This is a genomic window from Caenispirillum salinarum (assembly GCF_044803115.1).
In the GTDB taxonomy this organism is placed as follows: Bacteria; Pseudomonadota; Alphaproteobacteria; order Rhodospirillales; family Rhodospirillaceae; genus Caenispirillum; species Caenispirillum salinarum_A.
The window spans coordinates 2,858,742-2,884,563 of sequence record NZ_CP085224.1 but is presented as its reverse complement, the minus strand read 5'-3'; the positions used below and the strand labels follow the sequence as shown (position 1 = coordinate 2,884,563).

Genomic DNA, 25,822 nt, shown 5'->3' with positions numbered 1-25,822 from the left:
GCCATGAGCGACATCGAGGAGCTGAAGGCGCGCGTGAAAAAGCTCAGCGCGCGGGCCACCAACGCCAAGATGAACCTCCACGACCTGTCGGAGGAACTGCCGGTGGACTGGGAGAAGATCATGGACGTGGCACAGGCCACTCACGACGCCTATGCCGAACTGACGGCCGCCCGCGCGGAGTTGAAGCAGGCGGAGAAGGCCGCCGCCGCGTCTTGATATGGTGCGGCGGGGCCGGAGCCTTGCCCGCTCGCTGTGCGAGCGGGCAAGGCGAATAGGATCGCGGAGCCGGAGGCGTGTGCGGGGCACACACTGCGACCCCGCGCCGGTCAGGCGCGTGACCCTGCGTGGCGCATGAACGCACGTCCCGACGCGGAGCGTCGGGCGGCAGAGTTCAATCGATTTAAGAGGGGATTGTCATGGCTTCCATCACCTTTGCCCGGCGCGACGGCTCGCCGTGGGTGCCGCAGTACCTGGAAAGCATCGACAGCGACAGCTGCATCGGCTGCGGCCGCTGCTACAAGGTCTGCGACCAGGGCGTGCTGGAACTGAAGGGCGTCAACGACGAGGGCGAGCTTGTCGACCCCTTCGACGATGACGAGGACATCGAGCGCAAGGTCATGACGGTCGCCAATCCGGGCAACTGTGTCGGCTGCAACTCGTGCAGCAAGGTCTGCGGCAACAGCTGCCAGACCCACGCTCCGGCCGAAGCGGCGGCGTGAGGGAAGGCGCGGCCGGCATCGGGTGTGGGCCTCAGCCTTCGCTGGTGTGACGGGAATTTTAGCTGCCGGTCATTCCTGCGAAAGCCGGAATCCACATCCACCGCCAGCCGCCCCGCAACCGCTGAAGGGAGAAGTACAATGCAGACGGTCTACCAGCGTCTCATGTCCGCCGATGGCTTGGGGGAGTCCGTCGACCGGCATGTGTTCGCCTGCGTGGTCGCCGTCTGTCGGGCCGATCCGGCGCGAACCCTGTGCGATGGCACGGGGCTCGCGCCGGACGCCCTGCTTGCCCTGTTCGCCACCTACTTCCCCGGCTGCCGCGACATCCGTGTCGATCCGCCGTCCGCCGTGCCTGGTGCGGACGAGGCGCTGGAGGAAGATGACCTCAAGCGCCTTCTGCTCGACCACCGCACCACCGGCACCCGGCCGGAGGAAGCCTGGCTCGCCGCCATGGTCGCCCGACGCTCGCTGGGCGCCAACCACCTGTGGCAGGACCTGGGCCTGTCGGACCGGTCGGAGCTGTCGGGCCTGCTGACGCGCCACTTCGCGCCCTTGGCGGCGCGCAACGGTGACAACATGAAATGGAAGAAGTTCTTCTACCGCCAGCTCTGCCAGATGGAGGGCATCGTCATCTGCAAGGCGCCCAATTGCGCGGCGTGCCATGACTACGCGGTGTGCTTCGGAGAAGAGGCCGGCGACCCGCTGTTGCCGCTGGCAAACGCAGCGCGGGTGGCGGCGGAGTAGGGGTGTTGCTTTCGGTTTCTGGACAGTCGCGGGAACGGCGGGTGCGGGGCGCCTAAGCCCCGCGCGCCGTCAGACGCTCAAGTCGCCTGCCCCGGCTCATGCCCCTTGCGCGCGATCTCCAGGGCATCCCGCAGGACATCCATGTCGCCGATGTGATTGGCGAGCAGCAGCACCAGCTTGCAGTTGACGTCCCGGCTCTGGTCGTCCGACAACCCCCGATGGGCGTCGATCAGCGCTTCGTAGAAGTCGTCCGGCCGCGACAGGTTCGGGTCGGTGTTCAGGTGCATGAGGCCGTCCTCGCGCGCGGTCTTGTCCTTGTCGATGAACATGGGCATTTCCTCCCTCTAATCGGGCCTCAGCCCTTGCCGAGCGCGGTGTCCAGCGCCACCCGCAGGCGGCGCGCGTCGAAGGTGCGGAAGCGGGCCGCCACGTACTGGTCCGGGCGGATCAGGTAGACGGTGCCCGCCGTGGCGTCGTAGCGCTCCGCCGCCAGGCCCTTGACGTCCGTGAGCCCACCGGGGCCGACCGTCACCACTTTCACGCCGGCTGGGTCGTCCTCGAAGGCCTTCAGTTCGTCCGGCACGCCGCCGTCCAGCGTGAAGTAGAGCACCGTGAAATCCCCGCCCAGGCGGTTGAGCAGCCACGCCGACTGGCCGTCGGCCGTCACCGGCGCGTCTGCGGCGGGCGTGCCCGGCGTCATCCTGCCCTTGAAGGCGTCCGTGTCCGGCGTGTTGAGCGGCGAGGAGCCATAGGGCGTCGGCATGCTCAGGCGGCCGGAGTTCACCAGGGCGCGGGCGAAGGGGTGCTCGCGGGCCAGATCCAGCGTCGCGTCGCGGAAAGCGCGGCTGATGGGGCTTTTCGGCGTGATGAAGTCCGTCGATCGGGTGGAGTTCATCAGGTTGTCGTCGGCGGCGAAGACCCGCTCGGTGTCGTAGGTGTCGAGCAGGCTTTCCGGCGCCGTGCCGTCCATCACCCGTTTCAGCTTCCACGACAGGTTGTCGATGTCCTGCACGCCGGTGTTCGCCCCGCGCGCGCCGAAGGGGCTGACCTGGTGGGCGGCGTCGCCGGCGAACAGCAGGCGGCCGTGGCGGAAGTGCTCCATGCGGCGGCAGGCGAACTGGTAGACGCTCACCCACTCCAGTTCGAACTCCGTGTCCTCGCCCAGCATGGCCTTCAGGCGCGGAATGACGTTTTCCGGCTTCTTCTCTTCCTCCGGGTCGGCATCCCAGCCCAGTTGGAAGTCGATGCGCCAGACGTTGTCGCATTGCTTGTGCAGCAGCACGCTCTGGTTCCGGTGGAAGGGCGGGTTGAACCAGAACCAGCGCTCCGTCGGGAAGTCGGCCTTCATCACCACGTCGGCGATGAGGAAGCGGTCCTGGAAGGCCTGCCCCTCGAAGCTGGCACCGATCATGCCGCGGATGTCGGACTTCGCACCGTCGCAGGCGATGACCCAGTCGGCATCCAGGCGATAGTCGCCGTCGGGCGTGGCTATGGTGAGCGCGACGTGGTCGGGCGTGTTCTCCAGGCCCGTGACCTTATTCTTCCAGCGCAGGTCCACCAGGTCGCCATAGGCCTTGCAGCGCTCCACCAGGTATTCCTCCAGGTAGTACTGCTGGAGGTTGATGAAGGCCGGCATCTTGTGGTCGGCCTCGGGCAGCAGGTCGAACTGGTAGACCATTTCCTCGTCGCGAAAGACCTTGCCGATCTTCCAGCCGATGCCCTTGTCCACCATCGGCGCGGCGACGCCCAGGCGGTCCCACACCTCCAGCGCGCGCTTGGCGTAGCACACCGCGCGGGAGCCGATGGAGACCGTGTTGTTATCGTCCAGAACCGCCACCGGCACGCCCTGCGCGGCAAGGTCGAGTGCGGCTGTCAGGCCGATGGGGCCGGCGCCGACCACCACGGCGGGCCTGCGCGCCACGGTGTCCGACGAAAGCTCCCTGGGCGGGACGTACTGGAACTCCGGGTACTGATAGGTTTGCAGCATTGGACGCTTCCCCGTTCGCCTGCGGATGTTCGTTTCATCCGTTACAGTTTCATTTGATACTATCTGTCGAGGGAGCCCCGTTCAAGGTCCATCGCCGCCGTCCGAGGCTGGGGCCGGACGGCGGCGATGGCGGGAAGGGGCCGGCGGGGCGGGAAGGGGTGGTTCGTCCCCCGTCAGCCCCCTTCCTTGCGCAGGTCGACGACGCGCTTGGCCTTGCCCTGGCTGCGCTCGATGGCGCCGTGGGGCTCCACGTCAACGACCGAAGAGACGCCGATGAAGGACTTGATGTGGTGCTGCAACTCCTTGGCGGCGGTGTCGCAGGCCGAGCCGTCGACGCCGGCGCGCATCTCGACGCGCACCTTCAGCGTGTCCAGGTGGCCCTGGCGACCGACGATGAGCTGATAGTGCGGCGACAGGCGTTCGTCCTTGAGGATCAGTTCCTCGATCTGTGTCGGAAACACGTTCACGCCGCGGATGATGAGCATGTCGTCGGACCGCCCGGTGATCTTCTCCATCCGCCGCATCGAGCGCGCGCTGCCCGGCAGCAGGCGGGTCAGGTCGCGTGTACGGTAGCGGATGACCGGCATGGCCTCCTTGGTGAGGCTGGTGAAGACCAGTTCGCCGATCTCGCCGTCCGCCACCGGCTCGCCGGTCTGCGGGTTGATGATCTCGGGATAGAAGTGATCCTCCCAGAGGGTCAGGCCGTCCTTGGTCTCGATGCACTCGATACCCACACCGGGCCCGATCACCTCCGACAGGCCGTAGATGTCGATGGCGTCCAGGCCCAGGCGGCCCTCAAGCTCGGTGCGCATGTCGTTGGTCCAGGGCTCGGCGCCGAAGATGCCGATCTTGAGGCTGCTGTCGCGCGGGTCCATGCCCTGGCGCTCCATCTCGTCGGCCAGGACCAGCATGTAGGACGGCGTCACCATGATGACGTCCGGCTCGAAGTCGCGGATGAGCTGCACCTGCTTTTCCGTCTGCCCGCCGGACATGGGGATGACGGTGCAGCCCAGCGCTTCCGCCCCGTAATGCGCGCCCAGGCCGCCGGTGAACAGGCCATAGCCGTAGGAGACATGGACCTTCATGTTGCGACGGCCGCCGGCGGCGCGGATGGAGCGCGCCATCACCCGCGACCACATGGCGATGTCCTGCTGCGTGTAGCCCACAACCGTCGGCCGGCCCGTGGTGCCGGATGACGCGTGGAGGCGGACCACCTCGCTCATGGGCACGGCGAACATGCCGTAGGGATAGGTTTCGCGCAGGTCGTCCTTGGTGGTGAAGGGCAGGTGCCTGAGGTCCGACAGTTCCTTGATGTCGCGGGGATGGATGCCCTTCTCGTCGCACTTGTTGCGGAAGTGCGGAACGTTCTCGTAGGCATGGCGCACCGACCACTTCAGCCGGCGGGTCTGGATGGCCGTGATCTCGTCGCGCGAGGCGATCTCGATGGGGTCCAGTTCGTGCTCCAGCGGACGCTTCGTCAGGTCCATGGCAACGTTGGGCGCGGACATGTTCATGGCCCGGTTTCCTTCCTGTCTCGGACGTTCCAGTCTCTGTTCCCGGCGGCCGGCCTCTTTGCGGGCCGGCTCTTTCATTCTTTACAATATGCCACGGCTAAGCGCCGGGCGGGTGTGAGGACTTCAGACCCGCTCGATCACCATGGCGATGCCCTGGCCGACGCCGATGCACATGGTGCACAGCGCATAGCGGCCCTGGCGGCGTTCCAGTTCGTTCAGCGCGGTGGTGACAAGGCGGGCGCCGCTCATGCCCAGCGGATGGCCCAGCGCGATGGCGCCGCCGTTGGGATTCACATGCTCGGCGTCGTCGGGCAGGCCGAGATCCCGCAGCACGGCCAGCGCCTGCGCCGCGAAGGCCTCGTTCAACTCGATGACATCCATCTGGTCGAGCGTCAGTCCGGTCCGGGCGAGCACCTTGCGGGTCGCCGGCGCGGGGCCGATGCCCATGATGCGCGGCGGCACGCCGGCGGTCGCCATGCCGACCACGCGGGCGCGCGGGGTCAGGCCGTGGCGCTTCGCGCCGTCATCGGACGCCAGCAGAAGGGCGGCGGCGCCGTCGTTGACGCCGGATGCATTGCCGGCCGTCACCGAGCCGCCTTCCTTGCGGAACGGCGTCTTCAGCTTCGCCAGCGCCTCCAGCGTCGTTTCCGGGCGCGGGTGCTCGTCGGTGTCGACCGCCACCGGGTCGCCCTTGCGGCGCGGGATGGCCACCGGCGTGATCTCGGCGGCCAGTCGTCCGGCCTCCATGGCGGCGGCGGTGCGTTGCTGGCTGCGGAGCGCGAAGGCGTCCTGGTCCTCGCGGGCGATCTTGAAGTCGGCGGCGACGTTCTCGGCCGTCTCCGGCATGCTGTCGATGCCGAACTGCTCCTGCATCAGCTTGTTGACGAAGCGCCAGCCGATGGTGGTGTCGTAGACCGCATTGGCGCGGGAGAAGGCCGTTTCCGCCTTGGGCATGACGAAGGGCGCGCGCGACATGCTTTCCACCCCCCCGGCGATCCACAGGTCGCCGTCGCCGGCCTTGATGGAGCGCGCGGCCAGCCCGGTCGCGTCCATGCCCGAGCCGCACAGGCGGTTGACTGTGGTGCCCGGCACGTCCGTTGGCAGGCCGGCCAGAAGGGCGGCCATGCGGGCGACGTTGCGGTTGTCCTCGCCGGCCTGGTTGGCGCAGCCGAGGATCACGTCGTCCACCCGGTCCCACTCGACGGACTTGTTGCGCTCCATCAGCGCCTTGAGCGGCACGGTCGCCAGATCGTCGGCGCGGACGCCCGCCAGCGCGCCGCCGTAGCGGCCGACAGGGGTGCGGATGGCGTCGCAAATGAAAGCGTCGCGGGTCATTGCGCGGCCTCCTCTCCGGGCAGATCGGCGACCTGGCCCTTGATGGTGCGGGAATTGCCCCGGAACATGGCGAGCACCACGCCGTCCTGGTTGGTGACGGTGACGTCGGTGACGCCGCCACGGCCCTGCTGCCAGGTTTCCGTGCCCTCGGCCGTCAGCACGTCCCCCAGCTTGCCCGGCGCGCAGAAGGTGACGCTCGCGGACTGGGCGACTGTGACGCGGTTGTGGCTGTTGCAGGCGTAGGCGAAGCAGGTGTCGGCCAGGGTGAAGCAAAGGCCGCCGTGCAGGATGTCGTGCCCGTTCACCATGTCCTGGCGCACCGTCATGGTGCACCTGGCGAAGCCGGGCGCGACCTCGGTCACCTGGATGCCGAGCGCTCTCGCGGCGTGGTCGCGGGCGTACATGGCCTCGCGGGCGGCCTCGGCCACCTGCTGCTTGCGGGCGGGGTCCATGATCGGATCACCTTCAGGCATGGAAACGGGTTCCTCCCAGGACCTTGCGCCGCAGCAGAGGCGACGGGCGGTAGCGGTCCTCGTGATAGGTTTCATAGAGGTTGGTGAGCGTGGCGTGGAGGCGCTCCAGGCCCAGGTCCTCGGCCCAGGCAAGCGGCCCGCGCGGGTAATTCACGCCCTTGGTCATGGCGGTGTCCACGTCGCCCGCGCCGGCCACGCCCTGGAAGACGGCATCGGCGGCCTCGTTGGCGAGCATGGCGACGGTGCGGGTGACAATCAGCCCCGGCACGTCGTCGATCACCGACACCGTGAAGCCGGCGGCCTGAAGCAGGCCCACGGCCTTTTCCAGCGTGCCGGGCACGGCCTGATCGGCGACCGCGACGGCCATGCGGGTCGCCTGCATGTAATCCAATGCCAGGTCGTAGACCACCACGTCCGTCAGCCCCTCGGCCTCTGCCACTTCCGTCGCGGTGCCGCCGTCCGAGGGCAGCAGGACCACGCCGTCGACGGTAATGGAGAAATCGTCGGCTTCCTCGACCTCCACCTCGATGCCGTTGGCGCGCAGGCGGTCGAGCAGCGGCGCGCCGGCGTCGCAGACCACCGGACCTTCCGGTGTGGACGCCAGCGCCGCGGTGGCGGGCTCGGGCGTCTCGGCGCCCTCGGCATAGTCGTAGAAGCCGCGCCCGGTCTTGCGGCCGAGCCAGCCGGCGTCCACCAGGTCCTTCTGCACCAGCGACGGCAGGAAGCGCTTGTCATTGTAGTAGGCGGCGAAGACCGACGAGGTGACGGCGTAGTTCACGTCATGCCCGATCAGGTCCATGAGTTGGAACGGCCCCATGCGGAAGCCGCCGCACTCGCGCATCACGGCGTCGATGGTCGCGACGTCCGCAGCCTGTTCCTCCAGCACCCTTAAGGACTCGGCATAGAAGGGCCGGGCGACGCGGTTGACGATGAAGCCGGGAGTGGAGCGCGCATGCACCGGGCTCTTGCCCCAGGCCGCCGCCGTGGCGTGGACGGTGGCGGCGACGCCGGGGTCGGTGGCGACGCCGGAGATCACCTCCACCAGTTGCATCACCGGCGCGGGGTTGAAGAAGTGCATCCCCACCAGCCGCTCCGGCCGCTTGAGCCCCGCGCCGATGGCGGTCAGCGACAGGCTGGAGGTGTTGGACGCCAGGATGACGCTTTCGCCGCACAGGTCCTCCAGCGTGCCGAAGACCTCCTGCTTGACGTCCAGGCGCTCCACGATGGCTTCCACCACAAGGGCTGCGTCCGACAGGCCCTCCAGCGCATCCACGACGGTGATGCGCTCCAGCAGGGCGTCGCGGTCGGCCTCGGTCATGCGGCCCTTTTCGACCCGCTTGCCGAGTTGTTTGGCGACAGCCTCCTTGCCTTTGGCAGCGGCGCCGGGGGCGGCGTCAAGCAGCACGACGGGGTGCCCGGCGGCGGCGGCCACCTGGGCGATGCCGGCCCCCATGGTGCCAGCGCCGATGACGCCGACGACGGCGGAGGCGGGCAGGGCGGTGGCGGTGGTGTGGTCGGTCATGCCCGGCCTCACTTGCCCACGAACGCCGGCTGGCGCTTGTTCATGAAGGCGTCCACGCCCTCCTGATAGTCGCGCGTGCGGCCGGCGAGGCTTTGCAGGTCGCGCTCCAGGTCCAATTGCTGGTCCAGGGTGTTGGTCCAGGTGGCCTTGAGCGCGCGCTTGATGAGGGCAAGGCCCGCGGTCGGCTGCGTGGCGAGGTGCTTTGCCAGGGCCTCGGCCTCTTCCGCCAGGGTCTCGTCGTCGACGGCCTTCCAGATCATGCCCCAGTCGGCGGCCTTGTCGGCGGGAACCTTCTCGCCGGTCATCATCAGTGCGGCGGCGCGGGCCGGGCCGACGAGGCGGGGCAGGGACCACGTGCCGCCGGAATCGGGCACCAGGCCGATCTTACAGAAGGCCTGGATGAACGACGCCGAACGGGCGGCCAGCACGATGTCGCAGGCGAAGGCCAGATTGGCGCCGGCGCCGGCGGCCACACCGTTCACCGCGCAGACCACCGGCATCTCCAGGTCGGCGATGGAGCGGATGAGCGGGTTGTACCGCTTCTCCAGGCTTTCCCCCAGGTCCGGCGCTTCCCCGCCCGGTGACACGGCGCGGTCGCCCAGATCCTGGCCGGCGCAGAAGCCGCGCCCGGCGCCGGTGATGAGCAGGCAGCGCACGCTTTCGTCCTTGCGGACGGCCTTGACGGCCTCGGCCAGCTCGCCGTGCATCTGGACGGTGAAGCTGTTCAGCTTGTCCGGGCGGTTCAGCGTGATCTTGGCCACGCCGTCGGCGACCTCGTACAGGATCGTCTCGGTGTTCATGCCTCTGCGTCGTCCTTTGTGGCTTGTCTCAGCGGCCCTTGAAGGCCGGGCGGCGCTTTTCCAGGAAGGCGCTTACGCCCTCGTGCTTGTCCTCGGTGGCGAACAGCTGGCAGAAGGCGCGGCGCTCGGCATGCAGGCCCTGCTCCAGCCCCACCTCGTGCGCCTTCAGAACCGCCTCCTTCGCCATGCGCGCGGCAAGCGGCGGCTTGGCGGCGATGGTCTTGGCGATGGCGATGGCCCGGTCTTCCGTCAGTTCCGCCTGGGTCACCTCGCTCACCAGCCCCTGGGCGAGGGCGGTCCGTGCGTCGATGAAGGCGCCCGTCAGTGCCATGAGCATGGCGTTGGACTTGCCGACCGCGTGGGTCAGGCGCTGGGTGCCGCCCGCGCCGGGAATGATGCCCAGGTTGACCTCCGGCTGGCCGAAGACGGCGGTGGTGCCGGCGATGAGGATGTCGGCGTGCATGGCGAGTTCATTGCCGCCGCCCAGGCAGTAGCCGTTGATGGCCGCCACGATGGGCTTGGGGAAGGCGCGGATGGCCTTCCAGTGGCCGGGGCGGGCATCGTCCAGGATCGACGTCGCGTCATGGGCCGCAAGCTCGCCGATATCTGCCCCGGCGGCGAATACCCTGGGGCCGCCAGTCAGCACGACACAGCGCACGTCGGCATCCCGCGCGGCACCCTCCAGCGCCTCGGCGATCTCGCGCAGGGTCTGGGTCCGCAGGGCGTTGCGGGCCTTGGGTCGGTCGATGGTCAGACGCAGGACGCCCGGACGCACCATGTCGATGCGGATGTCGGCCGGCGTTTCCGCCCCGGCCTCCGGCCGCCCCGCCCGAGTGATCTCGGCCGTGGTCATCGTGTCTCGTGTCCTCCCTGTCCGCCCCCGGTTCATCCAGGGTGCGGAGGCCCGTCGTGTGAGGTGTTGGTGGCGAATGCACCAGCGCCCCGGCGGGCTGCAATTTTTAATGATACAAAATCCTGTCACCGGCGTCGGAAAATGTAAACCTTTTTGAGCCCGCAATGCCGGTGCCGAAAGGGGTAGGTGCCCGCGCTCAGGCCGTCGGCACGGGCGGCTGCGTCAGGCCCAGACCCTTGAGGCGCGGTCCGATATCGGCCAGCCAGCGGTTCAGAAGCTCGCCGCTGGTGGCCTGGCGCAGGCCGTATTTCAGGTATTGCTGACTCTGGTCCGTCACGCCGTGGCGGCCGAAGGTGGCGGCGACGCGCGGGAACCAGTAGTCGACGTTGACCTGCGGCGTGGCGTGATCGCGCAGGCGGTCGATCTCCTGCCGCAGGCCTTCCTGGCCCCATTCCGCGTGGGTCTTTTCACGGGCCGCGATGGCGCCCATCACCTCGGCCATGGGGCGGTAGGAGGAGCGGGACAACTCATCGATCTGAACGGCCGAGGCGGTGCCCATGAGCAGGTTCAGGACGACGGCGTCCGTCCACCCCTCCAGCGGGTAGTGAAACACGTTCAGCCGCTTGTCCGATCCCACGCGCCGCGCGCCCAGATCCAGAGAGCGGTCCAGGCGGGACCACCAGCAGTGGCTGCGCACGTAAAGCTCGGAGTTGATGCCGAACGGCTCCATCAGGCTCAGGCCCTGTTCGGCGTGGCGGAACTTCTCGCTGACGATTCGCGCCGCGATGCTGCGCTGCTTCAGGCCCGGCGCGCTGTTGATGAACGGCACGAAGCCCGCCGCGCCCGCCAGCTCGCTGTCGACGAACACCGCCATCAGCCGCATCAGTTCGCCTTTGTAGCCCGGCGACAGCGTGTCGTCGGGCCCTAGCGTCCCGCCGCCCGCGACGTGCTCGATGACTTCGGAATCCGCTCGTGCCATGGATCTGCGCCCTCCCTTGCGTGTTCTGTGTTCTGCGCGTGATACAAAAATAGACACTTAGCCTGCGATTTGGTATCACAAAATTCCGACGGGGGCGAGTGGGTTCCGTTAACGGAAACCGCAGCGCTCCGGGAGGCCGGGTAAACAGGCAGCAAGAACGCAGGAACGGGGACGGACATCCATGAGCAGCATCCTGATTCTCGTCGGCACCGAATCGGGCAACGCGCAGATGGTGGGCGAGACCCTCATGGACGAGTTCAGCGCCAAGGGCCACGATGTGGACATGGCCATGGACGACGCCACGCTCGACGGACTGGACCTGCCTGCGCGCGACGTGCTGCTGGTGGTGACCTCCACCCACGGCCTGGGTGAACTGCCCGACAACATCATTCCCGTTCACGACGCGCTGGCCGACGAAAAGCCGGACCTCTCGGGCCTGAAGTACGGTGTGATCGCGCTGGGCGACCAGACGTATTCCGACACCTTCTGCAAGGCCGGCAAGATCATGGATGCGCTGCTCGGCCAACTGGGCGCCCACAAGGTCGGGGAACGCCTGGAGATCGACGCCTGCACCCAGCCGCTGCCCGACGAGGACGCGCTGGCATGGGGCGAGGAATGGCTGGCGCAGCTGGGCTGACCGCCCGTCCCCCGCGCCGCTCAACAAACAAAGACAACAGGGAACAACGTCGCCGCCGGAAGGTTCATGCAGGGCCGGTGGCGCACCGTCCAAGGAAACGGAGACCCCGATGAACGTCATCAGCACCCGCGCGATGGAGCTTGTGTCCAAGCACAAGCCGACGCTTGAAAAGGCGGTCCAGGCCGCCAAGACGCGCGGCTACTGGTCGCTCTACCCCGAGCACCTGAAGCCCTACGGCGAGAACGCCAAGGACGAGGGCATGGAAGCCTTCAAGGCGCACCTGGGCAAGCCCTTCGAGATCGACGTGCCCGGCGCCTCCGGCACCGTCGGCGCCGAGGAAAGCCCCTTCGGCATCGAAATGGGCATCACCTATCCGAAGCCCGACATCAACGAGGTGCTGAAGGCCGCCCAGGCCGCCATGCCGGACTGGCGCCGCGCCGCGCCGGAAGTCCGTGCCAGCGTGTGCGCCGAAATCCTGGAGCGCCTCAATGCGCGAACGCCGGAAATGATCTTCGCGGTGATGCACACCACCGGCCAGGCCTTCATGATGGCCTTCCAGGCCGGCGGCCCGCACGCCCAGGACCGCGGGCTGGAGGCCGTCACCTACGGCTACATGGCCATGACCCAGGTGCCGGAAGGCGAGGTGATCTGGGAAAAGCCCCAGGGCAAGAACCCGCCCCTGGTTATGAAAAAGCACTGGCGCATCGCCCCGCGCGGCGTCGCGGTGATGATCGGCTGCTCCACCTTCCCCACCTGGAACGGCTATCCCGGCCTGTTCGCCAGCCTCGTGACCGGCAACCCGGTGGTGGTGAAGCCGCATCCGGGCGCGGTGCTGCCGCTGGCGACCACGGTCAAGATCGCGCGCGAGGTGCTGGCGGAGGCGGGCTTCGACCCCAACCTGGTGACGCTGGCGGCCGACGACCACGACGCCCCCATCGCCAAGGAGCTTTGCACCCGCCCCGAGGTGAAGGTGATCGACTTCACCGGCTCCACCGCCTTCGGCACCTGGCTGGAAGACAACTGCCGGCAGGCGCAGGTGTATACGGAAAAGGCGGGCGTGAACTTCGTCGTCATTGAATCGACAGACGACTTCAAGGGCATGATCCGCAACATGTCCTTCACCCTGTCCCTCTACACGGGCCAGATGTGCACCACCACACAGAACATCTTCGTGCCCAAGGGCGGCATCGAGACCGACCAGGGCCACAAGAGCTTCGACGAGGTGGCCGAGGCACTGGCGAAGGGCGTAGAGAAGTTCCTGTCCGACGACGCCCGCGCGGTCGAAGTGCTGGGCGCCATCCAGAACCCCGCCACGGCCGAGCGCATCAAGGAGGCCGAAAAGATGGGCCGGGTCATCCTGGAAAGCCGCCCCATCGACCATCCGTACCTGAAGGGCGCGCGCGTCCACACGCCGGCCATGCTGGTGCTGGAGAAGGATCGCGCGGCCGATTATTGCAAGGAGTGCTTCGGCCCCGTGTCCTTCGTCATCCCCTGCGACGATGGCACGGACTGCATCGAGACCGCCAAGCGCACGGTGCAGGAGCACGGCGCCATCACCGCGGGCCTGTATTCCACCAGCCGCGACGTGATCGAGCAGGCGGAGGAAGCCTGCCTGGACGCCCAGGTGGCGCTGTCGGTCAACCTGACGGGCGGCGTGTTCGTGAACCAGACGGCGGCCTTCAGCGACTTCCACGCCACCGGCGGCAACCCCGCCGCCAACGCGGCGCTTGTTGACCTGGCCTTTGTCGCCAATCGCTTCCGCTTCGTCGGCGTGCGCGAGCCCGCATAACGCCGAAGAAGGAGGCCCCTGCCTCTGCTTGCCCCGCCGGCTTCGGTCGGCGGGGCTTCTTGTGCCTGCCGCTGGCGGGTGCGGCGAGGCCACGAAGACACGAAGAACACGAAGCCGATGTGCTGATGGCTCGGCTGCGGCTTCGGCGGCTGACGGTTGAGGTGAAACACCAAGACACCAAGACACCAGGACTGCGCGCGAAGGCGCGCAAACATCCTTCTTCCGGCCGTCTTGGCCCAGTCGGTCGGGGATGATGATTAAGTAATCGAGGGAGCGCGAGGGAGCCCGAGGCTCCCTCGCACACCATACCGGCGCAGCCGGAAAGCCTGGGTGTTCTCCGTGTCTTCGTGGCCATCCACGCAAAACGGCCGGAGCCTCAAGGAAGGCCCCGGCCGCTCGCGGGTTCCGATCCGTGCGGGAGGATCAGAACCAGTTGTCTTCAATGTCCAGGATGGCGCCGGTGATGGGGTCGATTTCCAGCTCGACATCGTCGTCTCCGCCCGGCGGAATCGCCTCGACCTCGTAATAGCCCCACTCGACATCGAAATCATCGATGTCGGTGTAGCCGCGGTTCCTCAGGTTGGCGATGATCTCGCTGGGGGTCTTGTAGGGCGTCGTGTCGTAGACGTAGACCTCGGTCATCATGGTTTCGGCGGCGCGGTCGGCTTCGGCCATGTCCGCGTCGTCCTGCGCGAGCGCCGGGGCGGCCGTCATGGCGGCGGCGGTCATGGACGCGGCGGCGGTAATGGCGGCGAAACGGTTCATGTCTTGGCCTCCGTCGGATAGTTTTCAAGGATCAAGCCACCGTGCCGGCGGCTCTTTCAACCTTTCCAACGCGAGGATTGCCTTAGAGTTCACGGACAAGACCCCTGACAAATGTCAGGCGTCGAAGTCCACCGTGAGGTTTTTCGTCTTCGGACGCGCCTGGCAGGACAGCACATAACCTGCCGCCACTTCCGCTTCTTCCAGGCCGTAATTGACGTCCATCGCCACCTCGCCGTCGACCACCTTGCAGCGGCAGGTGGCGCAGACGCCGCCCTTGCAGGCGAACGGCAGGTCCAGCCCGGCGGTGCGGCCGGCGTCCAGCACCGTTTCGGCGCGGTCCATGGCGAACTCGGTGTTCAGCCCGTCCATGGAGATGCGGACCGTGGTCTGCTCGCCGGTCGGCTCGGGTGCTGGCTTGGCGGCGGCCTTGGCCTGGCCGGGGGCGCCGAACAGCTCGAAGTGGACGTGCTCCGACGGGAAGGCGCGGTCCTTCAGGGCATCACGCACCGCTTCCGTCATGCCTTCCGGGCCGCAGACGAAGACGTGGTCGGTGGTGTCCAGGTCCACGAAGGCGTCCAGCAGGGCGGCCACCTTTTCACGGTCCAGGCGGCCGCGCAGAAGGTCGGTCTGCTGCACGTCGCGGGACAGCACATGGAAGACGCGCAGGCGGTCCATGTATGTGTTCTTCAGGTCCTCCAGGTCTTCCCGGAAGATGATGGAGCCGCCGCGCCGGTTGCCGTAGAACAGCGTCACGTCGCTGTCCGGCTCCAGCGCCAGCACGGTCTTGACGATGGACATGACCGGCGTGATGCCGCTGCCGGCGGCGAACAGGACGTAGCTCTTGGCCTTTTCCGGCTCGATCGGCGTGGTGAAGCGGCCGGCCGGGGGCATGACCTCCAGCACGTCGCCGGGGTGAAGCTGAGAGTTGGCGTAGGTGGAGAACACCCCGCCCGGCACGGTCTTCACCGCCACCCGCAGGCGGCCTTCGGGCACGCCGGCGCAGATGGAATAGCTGCGGCGGACTTCCTCGCCGTCGATGACGGTCTTCAGCGTCAGGTACTGGCCCTGGCGGAAGTCGTAGGCGTCGCGCAGGTCTTCCGGCACGTCGAAGCCGATGGAGACGCAGTCGTCGGTCTCGCGCTTGATGTCGCTGACGGTCAGGGTGTTGAAGCGGGCCATGGTCGATGGTCCTCAGATGCACTTGAAGTAGTCGAAGGGCTCAAGGCAGTCGCGGCAGCGGTGGAGCGCCTTGCAGGCCGTGGAGCCGAACTCGGACACCTGTTCCGTGTTCTCCGACCCGCAGTGCGGGCAGGTGACGGTGGTGAATTCCGGGTCCAGCAGCGCCATCTTGGAGGCTTCCCCGGCCGGCGGCGCGATGCCGGCCTCAAGCAGCTTTTCCCGGCCCCGATCGGTGATCCAGTCGGTGGTCCAGGCGGGCGAGAGCACGCGCTTGATGGTCACCGCCTGGAAGCCGGCGGCGCGGAGCGCAACCTCGGCGTCCAGCTCGATCACCGAAACCGCCGGGCAGCCGGAGTAGGTGGGCGACAGGTCCGCCCGCACCGATCCGTCGGCGCCCGCCTCCACGTCCCGGACGATGCCCAGGTCGACGATGGAAAGCTGCGGGATTTCCGGGTCGAAGACGGCTTCCAGGGCCTCCCACGCCCGCTGTTCGGCGGCGGTGTCGCGCATGGCGGTCACCACTGGCTGTCGGGATAGGCGCGCTGCATCCACTGCATTTCCGCCAGCAGGAAGCCCAGCGCCTCGGAATGCTCGCCGCGCCGGCCGCCGGTCGGCCGCCAGTCGGTGCCGGGCAGGGTGAGCGTGGCGTCCTTGAGAATGGCCGCAAGCCGCTCGTCGAACCGCGGGCGCAGTGCGGCGCGGTCAACGGCGACGCCGGCCGCGATCAGGCGGTCTTCCAGCGCGTCGGTCTCGAACAGCTCATGAGCGTAAGGAGCAAGCGCGTCCAGGGCGGCCTGGGCGCGGCGGTGGCTTTCGTCGGTCCCGTCGCCCAGGCGGATCAGCCAGTTGGCGGAAAAGCGCATGTGATAGGCGCTTTCCTTCACGGCCTTGGCGGCGACGGCGGCCAGCGTCTCGTCGGCGGAGGCGGCGAGGGCCTCCTGAAAGGGCAGGTCGAAGCAGTCGAACAGCACCTGGCGGACGATGGTCTCCGCGAAGTCGCCGTTGGGCTGTTCGGCCAGCAGCACGTTGCGGAAATCGCCGATGTCGCGCAGGAAGGCGATGCTGTCCTCGTCGCGGCCCCGGTCTTCCAGCGCTGCGGCGTGCGACAGCAGCGTGCGCGCGCGGCCGAACAGGTCCAGCGACAGGTTCATCAGCGCGATGTCCAGCTCCATCTCCGGGCTTTTCGCGCACCATTCGGACAGGCGCTGGCCCAGGATCAGGCTGTCGTCGCCGAGCCGCAGGGCATAGGCGGCCACGTCGGCGGCATCGACGCCGGGTGCGGTCGTGCCGATGGTGCCCAGTGCCACGGCGGGGTCGACGGCGGCGCCAGCCGGTGCGGGGGAGGCATGGGGATCAGTCATGGTCCGGCGCCCTCCTTACATATGCCCGACGTCGTCGGGAATCTCGTAGAAGGTGGGGTGGCGGTAGACCTTGTCGTCGGCCGGGTCGAACAGCTCGCCCTTGTCTTCGGGCGCGCTGGCGATGATGGCCTCGGCCGGCACCACCCACAGCGATGCACCCTCGCCGCGACGGGTGTAGAGGTCGCGCGCGTTCTCCAGCGCCATGCGGCCGTCGGCGGCGCGAATGCTGCCCGCGTGCTTGTGCGCCAGACCGTTCTTGCCGCGCACGAAGACCTCCCAGAGCGGCCAATGCTGCTTGCTCATGATCCTGTCCGTTCCCTGTTTCTTTTCGTTGTGCTGCTGTCAGAGGACCGCCCGTCAGGCCGCCTGCGATGCCGCCTCGGCGCGCGCCCGACGCTTCTCGGCATGGGCGAGGGCGGACTCGCGGACCCAGGCGCCGTCGTCGTGCGCCTTGCGGCGGGCATTCATGCGCTGGCGGTTGCAGGGGCCGTTGCCCTTGACGACCTCCATGAACTCGTCCCACGGCGGCGTGCCGAAGTCGTAGTGCCCGCGCTCCTCGTTCCATTTCAGGTCCGGGTCGGGGATGGTCAGGCCCAGGAACTCCGCCTGCGGGACGGTCTGGTCGACGAAGCGCTGGCGCAACTCGTCGTTGGAATGGCGCTTGATCTTCCAGGCCATGGAGCGCGCGGAGTTGGGGCTGTCGTGGTCGGGCGGGCCGAACATCATCAGGCACGGCCACCACCAGCGGTTCAGCGCTTCCTGCGCCATCTTCTTCTGGGCGTCCGTGCCGCGCGCGAGCTGAAGCATGATCTCGTAGCCCTGGCGCTGGTGGAAGCTTTCCTCCTTGCACACGCGCACCATGGCGCGCGCATAGGGGCCGTAGGACGTGCGGCACAGCGGCACCTGGTTGGTGATCGCGGCCCCGTCCACCAGCCAGCCGATGGCGCCGATGTCGGCCCAGGTCGGCGTCGGATAGTTGAAGATGCTGGAATACTTGGCCTTCCCCTCCAGCAGCGCGTCGACCATGTCGTCGCGCGAGGCGCCGAGCGTCTCGGCGGCGCTGTAGAGGTAGAGACCGTGCCCCGCCTCGTCCTGCACCTTGGCGATCAGGGCGACCTTGCGGCGCAGGCTGGGTGCGCGCGTGATCCAGTTGCCCTCCGGCTGCATGCCGATGATTTCCGAATGCGCGTGCTGGCTGATCTGGCGCACCAGCGTCTTGCGGTAGGCCTCGGGCATCCAGTCCTTGGGCTCGACCTGGCCGTCGGCGCGGACGTGTTCCTCGAACGCGGTTTCGCGCGGGTCGGTGGCGGTCAGGGCATCCTTCATCGCAGCGTGTCCTCCCACAGGGACGCGGCCGTTCGGGCCGCCTGTTTTCCATGGTCGGGAATATAGTACAGAAATCCGGATGATGCCAAGAAAAGTGTAACGCTTTTAAGGATGGCTTGCGCCCGGCCGTATCGGTCAACAGGCGGAAAACGGCGACAAATGCCGATTTTCAGCGCGTAACGGCGCAGAAGAACGACTCCCCCGATATGATACGCTTAAATTTTACGTGGTAATTCATGGCGGGACGGTTAGCACAACTACGGGGGCGGCCGCTTGCCGGAAAGGCCCCGCCGTGGCACTTCTGCCGGGGCTTGATCAGGGACAGGAGGCAGGGCATGACGATCGCGGACTTCCGGCTGCACGGGCGCGTGGCGCTGGTGACGGGCGCCGGGCGGGGCCTGGGTGCCGTCATGGCGCGGGCGCTGGCCGAGGCCGGGGCGCTGGTGCTGGTCAACGGCCGTGCCGCCGAGCGGCTGTCGCCGGTGGTCGAGGCCATCCGCGCCGAGGGTGGCAGGGCCGAAGCCCTGGCCTTCGACGTGACCGACGAGTCCGCCGTCGCCGGGGCGTTCGCCAGGATCGACGCGGAACATGGCGGCCTCGACATTCTCGTGAACAACGCTGGCACCCGTGACCGTCGGGGCCTCGCCGACCTGCCGGGCGATGCCGCCCGCGCCGTGGTGGAGGGCAACCTGATGGGGCCCTTCCTGCTCTGCCGGCGGGCGGCGGCGGGAATGGTCGCGAAGGGGGGCGGGCGGATCATCAACATCACCTCCATCGCCGGTCCGGTGGCGCGGGCGGGGGACCCCGCCTACACCATGAGCAAGGGCGGACTGGAGGCGCTGACGCGCGCGCTGGCCGCCGAACTGGGCGCGGCCGGGGTGACCGTGAACGCCGTGGCGCCGGGCTTCTTCGCCACCGAAGCGAACGCGGAAATGGCCGCCGACGAAGGCATCGCCGCCTGGCTCGCGGGCCGCACGTCGCTCGGCCGCTGGGGACAGCCGGAGGAGGTCGCGGGGGCGGTCGTGTTCCTGGCCTCGCCGGCCGCGTCCTACGTCACGGGACATACGCTTTTCGTCGACGGCGGCCACGTCACCCACTTTTGACGCGGCGCGCGTTGTATCGGCAAGTCCAACGAGTATCCAGGAGGTTCATCCATGGCCCGCCGTCCCAAGGTCGTCGCCTTTGACGTGATCGAGACCACCTTTTCCCTCCATCCGCTGCGCGACCGGCTGGAGGAGATCGGGGTGCGGAGCGACGCCCTGCCGACGTGGTTCGCCCGGTCCCTGCGGGACGCCTTCGCCCTGGCGGCGACGGACTGCTTCGAGCCCTTCCGCAGCGTTCTGGAGGCGAATCTGATCGCCGTCGCCCGCGACCACGGCGCCGATCCGGACGCGGCCCAGCGCGACCGCGTGCTGTCCACCTTCGCCAAGCTGCCGCCCCACGACGACGCCCGCCCGGCGCTGGATGCGCTGCGGCAGGCGGGAATCATGGCCGTTGCCCTGTCCAACGGCAGCGTGTCGGCCACGGAAGCCCTGTTCGAGGGTGCCGGACTGCGCGATTTGATCACCCATGTGCTGAGTGTCGAGGATGTGGGTCTCGCCAAGCCCCGGCGCGAGGTCTACCGGACGGCGGCATCGACCTGCGGCGTCACGCCCGAGGACTGTGTCCTGGTGGCGGCCCATCCCTGGGACATCCACGGCGCCGCGGCGGCCGGGCTGTCCACCGGGTACGTCGCCCGCCACGAAGCGTTTCCCGCCATCTTTCGCAAGCCGATGGTGACGGGCGCAACGCTGACCGAGGTTGTGGACGCCTTGCTGGCGCTGCCCGAGTAGGGCGAACGCGCACACGAAACGGGCCGAAACCCTGCGGCTCCGGCCCGTCCGTCGTTCATGCCCGGCGCATCTTAGCGCTCTGCAAGTTCCTCGGGCTGAATGCCGGGAACGTGCGGCATGGCGTCGATGATCACGCGGCCGTCCGGCAGGACGTAGGCGAGATCGGGGTCAATGACGGTGCCCGTCTGCGGGTCGTAGAAGTGCAACTCCGAGCCCCGCATGCCCATCTGCTGGCCCTGGTCACGGCCCTGCATCTGGCCCTGCATCTGCCCCTGGTCGCGGCCCTGCATCTGGCCCATCATCTGGCCGCGCTGCTGCTGGCGACGCTGGTCCATGTAGGCCTGGTCCAGGCGGCGCTGGAAGTTCTCGCGCCATTGCTCATAGCTGCGGTCCATTTCCGACAGCTGTTCGGCGCGCCAGCGGCCGTAATCCTCGTCCAGCTGCGACAGGCGATCCTCCCGGAATTCGCGATAGCGGTCCAGCCGGCTGTCGCGCTGCGCCTGCTGCTGGGGCATCTGGCGCATCTGCTGGTTCCGGTTCATCTCCATCTGGCCCATCTGCTGGCCCATCTGGCCCATCCGGCCCGTCTGCTGACCGTCGTCCTGGCGCATCTGGCCCATCCGGCCCGTCTGCTGACCGTCGTCCTGGCCCATCTGCTGGCCGTTCTCCTGGCGCATGCGGCGCCGGAATTCGTCGCTGTCGATGGCCTCCTGCTGCTCCAGCATGCGCTGGTAGCGCTGCATCATGCGGTCCTCGCGGCGCTGGGCCCAGTTCTGATCCTGCTGGTCCTGCCCCTGCTGCGCCATCTGTTGGCCCTGGCCGCCCGGCATGTTCTGCATGCGCTGGAGCTGATCGCGGCTCATGGGGATGACCACCAGGTTGCCCGGCGTCTCGGCGGAGAAGCTCTCGCGGTCCATGCTCATGCGGCTCTGCGGGTCGTGGAAGCCCGCGTCGAAGGCGTCCTGCGGCACGACCATCACCATGGTGCCGGGCGGCAGGTCACGGCCCTCGCTCAGGGCCTCCAGGAGGCGCTTGGCCCGCTGCTGCTCGGTCTGCGGCTGATCGGCGGCCGCGGTTTCTTCCTGCATGCCGGCGCCGGTGCCGGTGTCGGTGCGGGCCTGGCCGGTTTGGGTTTCGGTGCCGGTGCCGGTGCCGGTGCCGGTCTGGCCGGTTTGGATTTCGGTGTCGGTGCCTGTGCCGGTCTGGCCGGTTTGGATTTCGGTGCCGGTGCCTGTGCCGGTCTGGCCGGTTTGAATTTCGGTTTGGGTTTCGGTGTCGGTGCCGGTTGCGGCGGTTTCGCCGGTCATGCCCTCGCCGAAGGACGGAGGGGGCTCGGAATCCCCGTCATAGAACTCGGTGGCCGCGTCGGCCTCGGGCTCCGTCGCGGCGCCGGAGGGCGCGGCCGCCTGCTCCTGACCGGTCTCGGCGTCCGTCGTGGCCTCGCCGGTGGTGGCGGCCTGCTCGCCGTTGGTTTCGGCCGAGGTGCCGAGGTTGGTTGGCGTCTGGATCTCGCCGCTCTGCTCGGCCTTCTTGGCTGCGTCATCCTGCGCCAGCGCGCCGCCGGCGGTCAGGGCCACCGTGGCGATGCCGGTCATGAGGGCGGAGGCGAGCGTCGTGGATCGGGTGCGCTTGCACATGAGAGTCATGGGCGTTGTCCTCTCTGCTTTGTTGCAGGAAAGTCCTGGGAATACTGGACGACGCCTTCTCGTCTTCTTCCTCTTTTTCTTCCGGTCGCTGGCGCCGCCCGACCGTCTACTGTCGCAACGAACAGTGACGGGCGGGGTTGCCACGTCCCGGATCGTCGAGGCATCCACAGAGTCTTTATGGGAATGAATCCAATTCGCACCCTTGCCAGGGCCGGGCGTTCGTCGGGTATGCTGACCGCTTGAACCCGTGCGAGGCGCCGCCATGAACCATCGCCCCGACAATACGCCGCGATCCGAATACCGCCTGACGGAATGGGAGCGCGAGTGGGAAATCCACAAGCACCAGCGGGCGGCCGAGCGGGCCCGCAAGGGCCCCATCCTGCGGGCCATGCGGCGGGGCTTCATGCTTCGGTGCCCCAATTGCGACAAGGGCCGGCTGCTGACGGGCTTTCTGACGCCGAGCAAGTCGTGTGGTCACTGCGGCGAGGCCTACGACCACATCCGCACCGACGATTTCGCACCGTGGCTGGGCATCTTCGTGATCGGTCACACGCTGGTGCCGCTCGCGATCCTGGTGGAAACGCTGTTTGCGCCGTCGCTGCTGGTCCACCTGCTGCTGTGGGTACCGATCGGGCTGGAGATGGTGCTGCTGTTCCTGCCCCGCGCCAAGGGCATGGGGCTGGGCTTCATGTGGGCCTTGGGGCTGCGGGGGGACGAGCATCAGTATTAGCGGCAACCCGGTCAAGCGCCCGCCCGGCGGTGGGTCAGCCCGTCCTGCTGGTCTGGAAGGTCAGGACGCAGGTCAGGCCCTCGGGCTCGAAGCGCATGTCGGCATCGCCGCCGGCTTCCGACTTGATGGCACCGGTGATGACGCGCGTTCCAAAGCCCGTGCGGGCCGGCGGCGTCACCGGAGGGCCGCCGCGCTCCCGCCACTCCAGCCGGCCGAGACCGCCGGCATCGCGTGACCAGGTCACGCGGACGGTGCCGGTCTGGTTTGAGAGGGCGCCATACTTGGCGGCGTTGGTAGCCAGTTCGTGCATGGCGAGGGCCAGCGTCGTCGCCGTGGCGGGCGGTACGGAGATGACCGGCCCGTCCAGCAGCACCCGGCCGCGCGGCCCGTCGTCCTCCGCCAGAGGCAGGACCACGTGCTCGGCCAGGTCGCCCACCGTGGCCGCCTGCCAGTCGTTGCGGGTCAGCGCCGAATAAGCCTCGGCCAGCGTGTGGACGCGGCCCTCGAAGGTCTTCATGAAGGCCTCCGGCGCTTGGATGGTCTGGCGCATGGTCTGCCGCGCGAGGGCCAGCACCATTGAGAACATGTTCTTGGTGCGGTGACTGAGTTCGTTCAGCAGAAAGCGCGCCCATTGCTCGGAACGCTCCCGTTCCTCCAGCACATCGCGCATGCGAAGCTGCATGGCCCGGACCCGCCGCGCGCTGCGCACGGCTGTCAGCAGGTCAGCTTCGGTGGCCGGGCGGCGCAGGACCGTCAGCGGCGTGTCCGGCCGTCGGGAGAGGAGGGGCGCTGTCCGCGCGCGCAGGTCCGTTCCGCTGCTGCATAGCAGAATGATCGGCGGCGCCGACCACCGTGGCTCCGCTGCCTGAAATCCTGCCAGGGCTGCCACGACGGCGGCACCGAGCGCTTCCTCCGTCAGCAGCAGGATGCCCGGGTGCAGGGCCTTGATGGCCTTGGGCGAGGTGGGAAGGGCGCCGTTCGCGTCACCCCGCCGCACCGGTATGCCGGCAGCCTCCAGCGTTTCCATCAGCACGGCGGCGTCGCCGCCGAGCGGCGCGAGCACCACGGCGGTGCCACCGTCCGGCGGGTCGTTTGCGGCCGGCCGGCCGGGCACGCCGCCGGTCAATGCGCCACACCAAGCTCGAAGTGGCGGCGCATGTCCACATCATCGCGGATCGGGCGGACGCTGATGCCGTCGGACGTGATTGTGAACTCCCGCAGGACCGTTTCGTGCGGGCCGTAGCGCTTCTTGACCACCGCCACGGTGCGGCGGATTTCGCTTGTCGCCTCGTACTGGCGCAGCAGCAGGATGGTATCGGCCATCAGGCTCATGTCGACATCGGGGCGTGTGCCAGTGCCGACCATGCCCTGGATGTTCATGGTCAGGATGGTCAGCACCTTGTGCCGGCCCAGGAAGCTGAGGAGGCTGTGGATCTGGGTCAACGCCTCGCGCTCGCCGGGCATGGCCGCGACAAGTCCCTGAAGGCTGTCGATGCCGATGATGTCGGCGCCGGCATGGACTTCCGCCTGAATGCGCTGGAACAACTGCCCCGGCGAAACTTCCATGGGATCGATGCGGGCCAGTTCTACCTCACCGGGCTGGCCCTCCAGGTCCAGGCTCAACTGGGCGGCGCGCTGGCGGAAAATGTCCGGGCGTTCCTCGAACAGAAACAGGGCTGCGCGCCGGCCTTCGCTGGCGGCATTGCGGGCATAGGCGGTCAGCAGGGTGGACTTGCCCGTGCCGGCATATCCGGCCAGCATGAGCGTTCCGCCGCCGGCAAGCTGTCCGCCGTACAGGGCGTCGAGCGCACCGATCCCGCTGCCGAGACTGGGCACCGGCTTGTCGGTTTCGTGCTGGCGCGGCAGGATGCGCGGGTAGACCTCCACCCCGCCGCGGCGGATCGTCATGTCGTGGTAGCCTTCCACGAAGGCATGGCCGCGCAGCTTGGTGACGGCGATGCGGCGGCGGGCGGTGCCGTGCGGCGGCAGGGTCCAGGTCATGCGGATGACGCCGTGGGCAAGGGCGTCGATGTCACCGGACAGGATGTTGGAGCTTTCCGCCGTGTCCAGGATCACCCCCGTGACGCCGTGGCGGCCCAGCATGTCCTTGATTTCCACGAACTGCCGGCGGAAGCGGAGCGGCGAACTGCTGAGCAGCCGGATATCGGCCACGGTGTCCAGCACAAGGCGGCTGGGCGCGGTTTCCGTGATGATGGCTTCGATCGCGTCCATCGTGGCGGCGAATTCGACGTCGGAGGTCTGCAGCACCGTCTGGTCGCGCGTGGCCGCCCGGGCGAGACGGTCGGGTGAAAGCTCGCGCACGATGACGTCCCCGATGTCCATGTCGTGGGACCGTGCGATGCCGAGCAGTTCGTCCGCGGTCTGGGACAGCGTCAGGAACAGGACACGTTCGCCTTTCTTCAGCCCTTCCAGCACGAAATGGAGGCCGAACGTGGTTTTGCCGGTGCCGGGCTCGCCGACGACCACATAGGCTCGCCCGGGCGGAAGACCGCCGTTCAGGATGTGGTCGAGGCCCCCTATGCCGGTTCCAATGAGCGTCTTTTCAACTGCTTGACCCACGGAATGGCTCCTGTCCTCAATACTCTGCCGAAACGGCCATATGGCCGGGCGCCCGTCCTTAAGAGCTTGTTCCTGGTGCGGAAGCATATCCGACCGGATAGGAGGCGGCAAACGAAAGCGCGGCTTCGGGGTGACGGCGCCGTCTGTGACGGTGGCCGTTGCCGGGCGCGCAAGGGGCCGATAGAGTGTTGCCGTTCCTGCCGTCTACGCGCCCGCGTCGGCGGCTGCATAACCCGCACCGTGTCTGGACATCCTTCCATGGCCGACCCCTCATCCGCCGCCGAGGCCTCCGGCCGCTCCCTCGCCGCCATCGATCTTCTGCGCGCCATCCCGGCCGAGCGCCTGCGCGCCGTGGAGGCCCGTTGCCAGTGGCGGCAGACGCGGCCCGGCGACGTGGTGTTCGAACTCGACGATCCGAGCGCGGCGGTGTTCTTCATCGTGCGCGGCAAGCTGCGCATCGTCATCCGCCGCGACGGGCCGGAAGAGGCCGACCCGGCAGTGCCCGCCGGCGGCGCCGACGCCGTTCCTGAAAGCTCCCTCAGTGAACTGGTGACACTGGCAGAATTCACGAGCGGCGACACCTTCGGCGAACTGGCGGCGGTGGACGGCCGGCCCCGCTCGGCGCGGGCGGTGGCGCTGGACAACGGCCTCCTCGCCATCCTGCCGCGCGAGGACTTCCTCGATCTGGTGGAGGCCCACCCGCCACTCGCCATGGCGCTGCTGCGGCGGTTCGCCGGCTTCATCCGCTCGCTCAACCGGCGCGTCCACAGCCTGTCGACCCTGACCCCGCGCCAGCGCGTGTTCATGGAACTGGTGCGCCTGGCAGAGCCCCGCGCCGTCGGCGACGGCACCTGGGCGGTCGATCCCCTGCCGCCCCACGGCGACATCGCCGGCTGGGTCGGAGCCGACCGCGAAACCGTGGCCGCCGCCGTCGGGCAACTGGCCCGCGAGGGGCTGGTGGAGCGCCGGCACAAGACCCTCATCATCCGCGACCTTGCCCGCCTGCGCCTGCTGGCGCACCTTACCTGACCGCCGACACGCGCGCATTCAG

General features: G+C 68.2%; 27 protein-coding genes. 9 read left to right on the top strand and 18 right to left on the bottom strand.

Translation table 11 applies throughout. The features are described from left to right. The first annotated feature begins 3 nt into the window (after positions 1–3). The 3 genes from LG334_RS13195 to LG334_RS13185 all read left to right on the top strand — a co-directional run bounded on the left by LG334_RS13195 (position 4) and on the right by LG334_RS13185 (position 1,463). Entirely contained in the window at positions 4–216 is a 213-nt protein-coding gene (locus tag LG334_RS13195; protein WP_404378737.1) for a CCE_0567 family metalloprotein, read from the top strand. A gap of 200 nt (positions 217–416) precedes the next feature. After that, positions 417–719, top strand: coding sequence for a ferredoxin III, nif-specific (gene fdxB / locus LG334_RS13190; protein ID WP_404378735.1), 303 nt, complete (start codon positions 417–419; stop codon positions 717–719). A gap of 138 nt (positions 720–857) precedes the next feature. Continuing rightward, complete coding sequence (locus tag LG334_RS13185; protein ID WP_404378734.1) at positions 858–1,463, top strand: nitrogen fixation protein NifQ; 606 nt, start codon at positions 858–860, stop codon at positions 1,461–1,463. Between the two features lie 77 nt (positions 1,464–1,540). Here the strand turns inward: LG334_RS13185 and LG334_RS13180 are convergent, their stop codons facing one another. The 9 genes from LG334_RS13180 to LG334_RS13140 all read right to left on the bottom strand — a co-directional run bounded on the left by LG334_RS13180 (position 1,541) and on the right by LG334_RS13140 (position 10,926). Beyond that, a complete protein-coding gene (locus LG334_RS13180) occupies positions 1,541–1,792 on the bottom strand; it encodes a DUF2783 domain-containing protein (RefSeq protein WP_404378733.1) in 252 nt (83 codons plus the stop codon). 26 nt (positions 1,793–1,818) lie between these two features. Next, positions 1,819–3,450, bottom strand: a complete 1,632-nt coding sequence (locus LG334_RS13175; protein WP_404378731.1) for an FAD-dependent oxidoreductase — start codon at positions 3,448–3,450, stop codon at positions 1,819–1,821. Positions 3,451–3,623: 173 nt separating this feature from the next. Beyond that, positions 3,624–4,964, bottom strand: a complete 1,341-nt coding sequence (gene paaK, locus LG334_RS13170; RefSeq protein ID WP_404378730.1) for a phenylacetate--CoA ligase PaaK — start codon at positions 4,962–4,964, stop codon at positions 3,624–3,626. 123 nt (positions 4,965–5,087) lie between these two features. Beyond that, positions 5,088–6,299: a 3-oxoadipyl-CoA thiolase gene (gene pcaF / locus LG334_RS13165; RefSeq protein WP_404378728.1), complete on the bottom strand. Its 1,212-nt coding sequence runs from the start codon at positions 6,297–6,299 to the stop codon at positions 5,088–5,090. Next, a complete protein-coding gene (gene paaI, locus LG334_RS13160) occupies positions 6,296–6,772 on the bottom strand; it encodes a hydroxyphenylacetyl-CoA thioesterase PaaI (protein ID WP_404378726.1) in 477 nt (158 codons plus the stop codon). Before paaI ends, pcaF begins: the two co-directional genes overlap by 4 nt. Continuing rightward, positions 6,765–8,294: a 3-hydroxyacyl-CoA dehydrogenase PaaH gene (gene paaH / locus LG334_RS13155; protein ID WP_404378724.1), complete on the bottom strand. Its 1,530-nt coding sequence runs from the start codon at positions 8,292–8,294 to the stop codon at positions 6,765–6,767. The genes paaI and paaH overlap by 8 nt, the downstream gene beginning before the upstream one ends. Before the next feature lie 8 nt (positions 8,295–8,302). Beyond that, positions 8,303–9,094, bottom strand: a complete 792-nt coding sequence (paaG, locus tag LG334_RS13150; RefSeq protein WP_404378723.1) for a 2-(1,2-epoxy-1,2-dihydrophenyl)acetyl-CoA isomerase PaaG — start codon at positions 9,092–9,094, stop codon at positions 8,303–8,305. 28 nt (positions 9,095–9,122) lie between these two features. Continuing rightward, positions 9,123–9,947 (bottom strand): enoyl-CoA hydratase-related protein, encoded by an 825-nt coding sequence (locus tag LG334_RS13145; RefSeq protein ID WP_404378722.1) that lies wholly within the window; start codon positions 9,945–9,947, stop codon positions 9,123–9,125. Positions 9,948–10,143: 196 nt separating this feature from the next. Further along, on the bottom strand, positions 10,144–10,926 hold the full coding sequence (locus tag LG334_RS13140; RefSeq protein ID WP_404378721.1) for a Phenylacetic acid catabolic protein: 783 nt from the start codon (positions 10,924–10,926) through the stop codon (positions 10,144–10,146). Between the two features lie 181 nt (positions 10,927–11,107). Between LG334_RS13140 and LG334_RS13135 the strand changes: the two genes are divergently transcribed. After that, positions 11,108–11,563 (top strand): flavodoxin domain-containing protein, encoded by a 456-nt coding sequence (locus LG334_RS13135; RefSeq protein WP_404378720.1) that lies wholly within the window; start codon positions 11,108–11,110, stop codon positions 11,561–11,563. Between the two features lie 109 nt (positions 11,564–11,672). Continuing rightward, positions 11,673–13,352, top strand: a complete 1,680-nt coding sequence (gene paaN, locus LG334_RS13130) for a phenylacetic acid degradation protein PaaN (RefSeq protein ID WP_404378718.1) — start codon at positions 11,673–11,675, stop codon at positions 13,350–13,352. Between the two features lie 423 nt (positions 13,353–13,775). Here paaN and LG334_RS13125 read toward each other — a convergent pair whose 3' ends face one another. The 6 genes from LG334_RS13125 to paaA all read right to left on the bottom strand — a co-directional run bounded on the left by LG334_RS13125 (position 13,776) and on the right by paaA (position 17,983). Then, a complete protein-coding gene (locus LG334_RS13125) occupies positions 13,776–14,117 on the bottom strand; it encodes a hypothetical protein (protein WP_404378717.1) in 342 nt (113 codons plus the stop codon). A gap of 114 nt (positions 14,118–14,231) precedes the next feature. Continuing rightward, positions 14,232–15,296 carry a 1,2-phenylacetyl-CoA epoxidase subunit PaaE gene (paaE, locus tag LG334_RS13120; protein ID WP_404378716.1) on the bottom strand — a complete coding sequence of 355 codons (1,065 nt, stop codon included), beginning with the start codon at positions 15,294–15,296 and terminating at the stop codon, positions 14,232–14,234. 12 nt (positions 15,297–15,308) lie between these two features. Continuing rightward, entirely contained in the window at positions 15,309–15,806 is a 498-nt protein-coding gene (gene paaD / locus LG334_RS13115; RefSeq protein ID WP_404378714.1) for a 1,2-phenylacetyl-CoA epoxidase subunit PaaD, read from the bottom strand. 5 nt (positions 15,807–15,811) lie between these two features. Next, positions 15,812–16,657, bottom strand: a complete 846-nt coding sequence (gene paaC, locus LG334_RS13110; RefSeq protein WP_404378712.1) for a 1,2-phenylacetyl-CoA epoxidase subunit PaaC — start codon at positions 16,655–16,657, stop codon at positions 15,812–15,814. 15 nt (positions 16,658–16,672) lie between these two features. Beyond that, positions 16,673–16,960, bottom strand: coding sequence for a 1,2-phenylacetyl-CoA epoxidase subunit PaaB (paaB, locus tag LG334_RS13105; protein ID WP_009540151.1), 288 nt, complete (start codon positions 16,958–16,960; stop codon positions 16,673–16,675). A gap of 54 nt (positions 16,961–17,014) precedes the next feature. Beyond that, entirely contained in the window at positions 17,015–17,983 is a 969-nt protein-coding gene (paaA, locus tag LG334_RS13100; protein WP_404378710.1) for a 1,2-phenylacetyl-CoA epoxidase subunit PaaA, read from the bottom strand. A 335-nt stretch (positions 17,984–18,318) separates the two neighbouring features. Here paaA and LG334_RS13095 point away from each other — a divergent pair, with 335 nt between their 5' ends. Together LG334_RS13095 and LG334_RS13090 are read left to right on the top strand one after the other, a co-directional pair. After that, the gene (locus LG334_RS13095) at positions 18,319–19,086 is read left to right on the top strand and encodes an SDR family oxidoreductase (RefSeq protein WP_404378709.1); all 768 of its coding nucleotides are present in this window, start codon (positions 18,319–18,321) and stop codon (positions 19,084–19,086) included. Positions 19,087–19,137: 51 nt separating this feature from the next. Next, positions 19,138–19,815: a haloacid dehalogenase type II gene (locus LG334_RS13090; RefSeq protein WP_404378707.1), complete on the top strand. Its 678-nt coding sequence runs from the start codon at positions 19,138–19,140 to the stop codon at positions 19,813–19,815. A 71-nt stretch (positions 19,816–19,886) separates the two neighbouring features. On the opposite strand, the gene LG334_RS13085 is transcribed toward LG334_RS13090, so the two are convergent. After that, positions 19,887–21,461, bottom strand: a complete 1,575-nt coding sequence (locus LG334_RS13085; protein WP_404378706.1) for a hypothetical protein — start codon at positions 21,459–21,461, stop codon at positions 19,887–19,889. A 262-nt stretch (positions 21,462–21,723) separates the two neighbouring features. On the opposite strand from LG334_RS13085, the gene LG334_RS13080 reads away from it, so the two are divergent. Further along, a complete protein-coding gene (locus LG334_RS13080; RefSeq protein WP_404378705.1) occupies positions 21,724–22,191 on the top strand; it encodes a DUF983 domain-containing protein in 468 nt (155 codons plus the stop codon). A 34-nt stretch (positions 22,192–22,225) separates the two neighbouring features. On the opposite strand, the gene LG334_RS13075 is transcribed toward LG334_RS13080, so the two are convergent. Together LG334_RS13075 and LG334_RS13070 are read right to left on the bottom strand one after the other, a co-directional pair. Beyond that, positions 22,226–23,305, bottom strand: a complete 1,080-nt coding sequence (locus LG334_RS13075) for a sensor histidine kinase (RefSeq protein ID WP_404378704.1) — start codon at positions 23,303–23,305, stop codon at positions 22,226–22,228. An 8-nt stretch (positions 23,306–23,313) separates the two neighbouring features. Further along, a complete protein-coding gene (locus LG334_RS13070) occupies positions 23,314–24,771 on the bottom strand; it encodes an ATPase domain-containing protein (protein ID WP_404378703.1) in 1,458 nt (485 codons plus the stop codon). 258 nt (positions 24,772–25,029) lie between these two features. Between LG334_RS13070 and LG334_RS13065 the strand changes: the two genes are divergently transcribed. After that, positions 25,030–25,800 carry a Crp/Fnr family transcriptional regulator gene (locus LG334_RS13065; protein WP_404378701.1) on the top strand — a complete coding sequence of 257 codons (771 nt, stop codon included), beginning with the start codon at positions 25,030–25,032 and terminating at the stop codon, positions 25,798–25,800. Positions 25,801–25,822 lie beyond the last annotated feature (22 nt).